General features: G+C 31.5%; 5 protein-coding genes. All 5 read right to left on the bottom strand.

Annotated features, from left to right (window positions below):
• The coding region (locus tag ACW2QF_RS18580) for a 4Fe-4S cluster-binding domain-containing protein (protein WP_455717507.1) at positions 1-291 on the bottom strand (291 nt) is incomplete at its 3' end.
• An 8-nt stretch (positions 292-299) separates the two neighbouring features.
• A complete protein-coding gene (gene nrdD / locus ACW2QF_RS18575; protein ID WP_455717506.1) occupies positions 300-1,946 on the bottom strand; it encodes an anaerobic ribonucleoside-triphosphate reductase in 1,647 nt (548 codons plus the stop codon).
• Between the two features lie 17 nt (positions 1,947-1,963).
• Positions 1,964-2,167 carry a hypothetical protein gene (locus ACW2QF_RS18570; RefSeq protein WP_455717505.1) on the bottom strand — a complete coding sequence of 68 codons (204 nt, stop codon included), beginning with the start codon at positions 2,165-2,167 and terminating at the stop codon, positions 1,964-1,966.
• A gap of 51 nt (positions 2,168-2,218) precedes the next feature.
• Positions 2,219-3,004 carry an FAD-dependent thymidylate synthase gene (locus ACW2QF_RS18565; protein ID WP_455717504.1) on the bottom strand — a complete coding sequence of 262 codons (786 nt, stop codon included), beginning with the start codon at positions 3,002-3,004 and terminating at the stop codon, positions 2,219-2,221.
• 195 nt (positions 3,005-3,199) lie between these two features.
• Positions 3,200-3,580, bottom strand: coding sequence for a hypothetical protein (locus ACW2QF_RS18560; RefSeq protein ID WP_455717503.1), 381 nt, complete (start codon positions 3,578-3,580; stop codon positions 3,200-3,202).
• Between the last annotated feature and the right edge of the window lie 161 nt (positions 3,581-3,741).

Genomic DNA, 3,741 nt, shown 5'->3' with positions numbered 1-3,741 from the left:
ATAAACAGATGTCTTTATTCCATAATTATCTTTTACTTTAGATAATAACGAAGATAGTTCTTTTAATTTTTGATCTCCACCCATAAAGCAAACGCAAGTAATCATGTCATCATATTTTTTTAGTAATTCATCTAAATCGTTAGCAATATAATTACCGTCATATTCCCATAAGTATTGGCTATGGCAGCCCTCACATTTGTAAGGGCAACCGCTAATATTAATACACAATGATATTTCATTCGGAACTTCTTGATATCCGATATAGTAATTTATATATTTTAGATTATTCATAATGTCGTTTATCGGCTTCTTTCTGTCTTTCTTTTGAAAACTTCGAAATTCTCTTCCAATATACAATAATGCTCTTGTAGATTCGCATGAAGTGCAGAACCGCCATCTAAATAATTTGATAATCTGTCGCCGTGAAGAATAAACTTATCTAAGAGATTTGAATTTTCATCTTCTACAATATAAAAATAACTATTATAACAATCTCTCGGTACTACATAACCATCTTTTTTATCCCACATTGCGTTTTTTATTCCAAGATTTTCGGCTGGTACGAATTCTGTGTTAAACATAACATCTTTTGTTTTTGCCTTCTTGTTCTCTTCATAGATTGGTTTCAATATCATCTCTCCATAATTATAATACTCCTCATTAGGAGAAATTTCGATTCCTAGGAATTCATCTCCTTCGACAAATACGTTGATTCCAATTGTTAAGTATTGATTATCCATAGAGATAAACCCAGCATCAAAAACTGGAAGCATCTTTGATTCTAAATATCCCTTTAATATTTCGTTATAGGCATTTAAATATTTATGTATTTTTCTTGTTTGTTCTCTAACTGCTTCAGAGATATCTTGGTTATTTCTAACAGCATTTTGAACCAATCTGTTTATATTTATTGTGAATACCCCTTTTGAGCCAGTAGCAACTCCGCCAGCTCCTAGTGTAAAAGAAAAAGTATTATCCGTAATTGCGTTTTTCAATCTGCAACATGAAGCTAGACTATCAACAGTATCACTAGTATATGTAAAAAACGAATGTCCTTTTGCGTACATTTCGGCATTAAAATGTTTGTACTCTTTATCGACATAGTCCTTACCGTCGTTTAACAAATTCATCGTTTCTACAGGGAAAGTAAGAGGTTTTTTTGTTCTTTCTTTATTGAACCAGTTCATAAATCTTTTTTGTAACCAATTTACACTGTCCCATTGTGGTAAGGTTCCATCTGGAAATACAAATCCGTCAAATATTCCATTGAAGTACGGATGATCAAAATAAGCAATGTTCCAAAAAACACTTTGAAAATTTCTTGCTGCGGCTGGTTGGTTTAAAGAATGAACTACTTGTTGAAATACGTCTGTAATAATATCATCTATTGTTCTTTCTCTATTTGACAAATCTACAACTTTATTTGCATGGCTATAATACTCATCTCCGTATTCTTTTCTCACAAAATAATCCATGTAAGTTAAAAATTCTGGTGTCGAAACTGCCCCTGCAAACTGCGATGCTATTGCAAAAATCAAATTAATAAATTCTCCTGCAAATGACTTTAAGTGTTTTGGGGCGTCAGATATTCCACCTATTGATTTAAGTCCATCAAATAAAAATGGATACATGGTGATACTAACACAATATGGAAAAATACTTGTTTCGTCATGCTTGTATCCGTCGTGATTTTCTAATTCTAAAATGTAATCAACCGCTAAATCTTCACCGTATAGCTCAGTAATTTTTTCAATCATCATAAGTCTATTTAAATATATGTAATCCTTTTTAAATATCTCGCCGTTCATGGTGGCAATATTTTTACACTCCACATTTGCATTAGAGTCTACCTGACTACCAGTAGATGCGTTTATTGCATTCTTGTACTCGTTGATAAATTTTAAATATTTTTGATATCTTTGATATTTTGTTAATACGTCTGACATATAATTCTCCCTCGTTGTTATTTTGTAGTTTTAATCCAGTTTAATGCACTTGCAAAATTCATAACATTGTCATCTACTTCTAGCATTGGCATAGACATAAAGCCTTTGCTTTGCATGATATCCAAATCATTCACTTCCTTATACTCGTAATTCAGGTCTTTAAGCAACTTTTCTAAATATCTGCACTGTGGACAGTGGTTTGAGTAAAGTGTAATACTCATATTCGATTCCTCCTTATGATGTAATATTTATATAAACATGTTTTATCATGATTATTTTATTTGATCTAATATTTTAATTAATTCATCCTTAGATGGATAAGCTTTACATGTTTTTCGTTTACTTTCAGGACACCATAGAAGGTGTTGACAATGAGGAACTAATTGACTTGCATACTCTGGTAGGACGCTGTTTACTTCTGCTTTCATCTGTACCGCTATTTTACGGATAAACTCTTGGCTACGAGTACATAGACGCTTATGCATAAAATGCATTAATGCTTCTGGCGTAAATCCTATTGTAAGTGTTAAATTAGTAGCACGAGGTAGAACAAAGTTTGCATCTTCTACTGCCTGTTTATAATCACAAATACCTTCATCTACTAAAATGTCTCTAATTTCTTTCCTTGTTCTATCAATGGAATCCATAAGATTCTCATACCTCTCTAATGCTTTAGTGCTTTTTATAATATTTGTTGGTATAGAATATGTAAATTCATTTTTATCAACGTATCTAAATGATTGCATATTCTTAACTATCGACGAAGGATTAAGATCTACAAGTATTTCAATTCTGTCGTTATAGGCATACTTGTCAATTTCATCGTATGATACACCTATTTCATGGCGCATGAGTTGTTCTGAACTCCCTCGATCGATATCGTATAATCTAAATTTAATATACTCGCAGCGACTACCACTCATATGTTGACTTTCGTTGCAACTCTTGCCCACCTTGTCTGCATACTTGTCGTCTGTATCGTAACAGGTACAAGCAAATAATCCATGATTCTTATATAAATCTATTAGTTCCTCTTTGTTTATTATTTCTATCTTCATCAATCTAGTTGTTCCTTTCTGTCTATGTTACATATTATTTGTTATTCCTCGCATCTTCATAACCTTTGTCATAGGCTTTAGCCGAAAATAATGACGTAATAACAGCCCCAAGAATTGAACCTATAAATATTCCTATTAATAACTGCAAATTTTTCCTTTCTTTTCTAAATCAAATAATCTAATAAAGAACTCATTTTACTGTATATCTTCATAATATAATATTTGGAAATCTTCTGGCACATTTGATATACACATAGTCCCAAGTACTATGTTATGTATTTCTCTCACTTTATCAAATACAATCTTCCATCTATCATCATCGAATAGTATGAGTTGATCAAATTTATATCCACGACACCAGTTTTCGCTATAGCCTATTGCAGTAATTTTAGTTCCGTCTTTAAGATATAAAACACAGTTATCTCGACTTTTATTGAATTTCAATATTTGCTCTTCATTGTTTTCAGCAAATTGTCTTAATCCATAAACTGATAAATCTCTTGTATATCCAAGAAAAGCAATATCAAATGTAATAGGTCTTGATATGTCTTCTGGTTCACTTCTATATGTACTCATTACTCTCCTTTCCAAACTCATATCAATGTCAAATTTGATTTAATATTTAATATTTCATTTTATTAAATTAATGTACATTTTTACGTACATTTTTCAAATCCGGCGCCGGGGGTTTTAAGTATTTTTTGTATAGTTATATATAAGGCCTTACTCCCTTAGCC

Source organism: Anaerosporobacter sp., assembly GCF_965301125.1.
The sequence above is the reverse complement of the archived record's forward strand: the minus strand, read 5'-3'. Positions and strand labels throughout refer to the sequence as shown.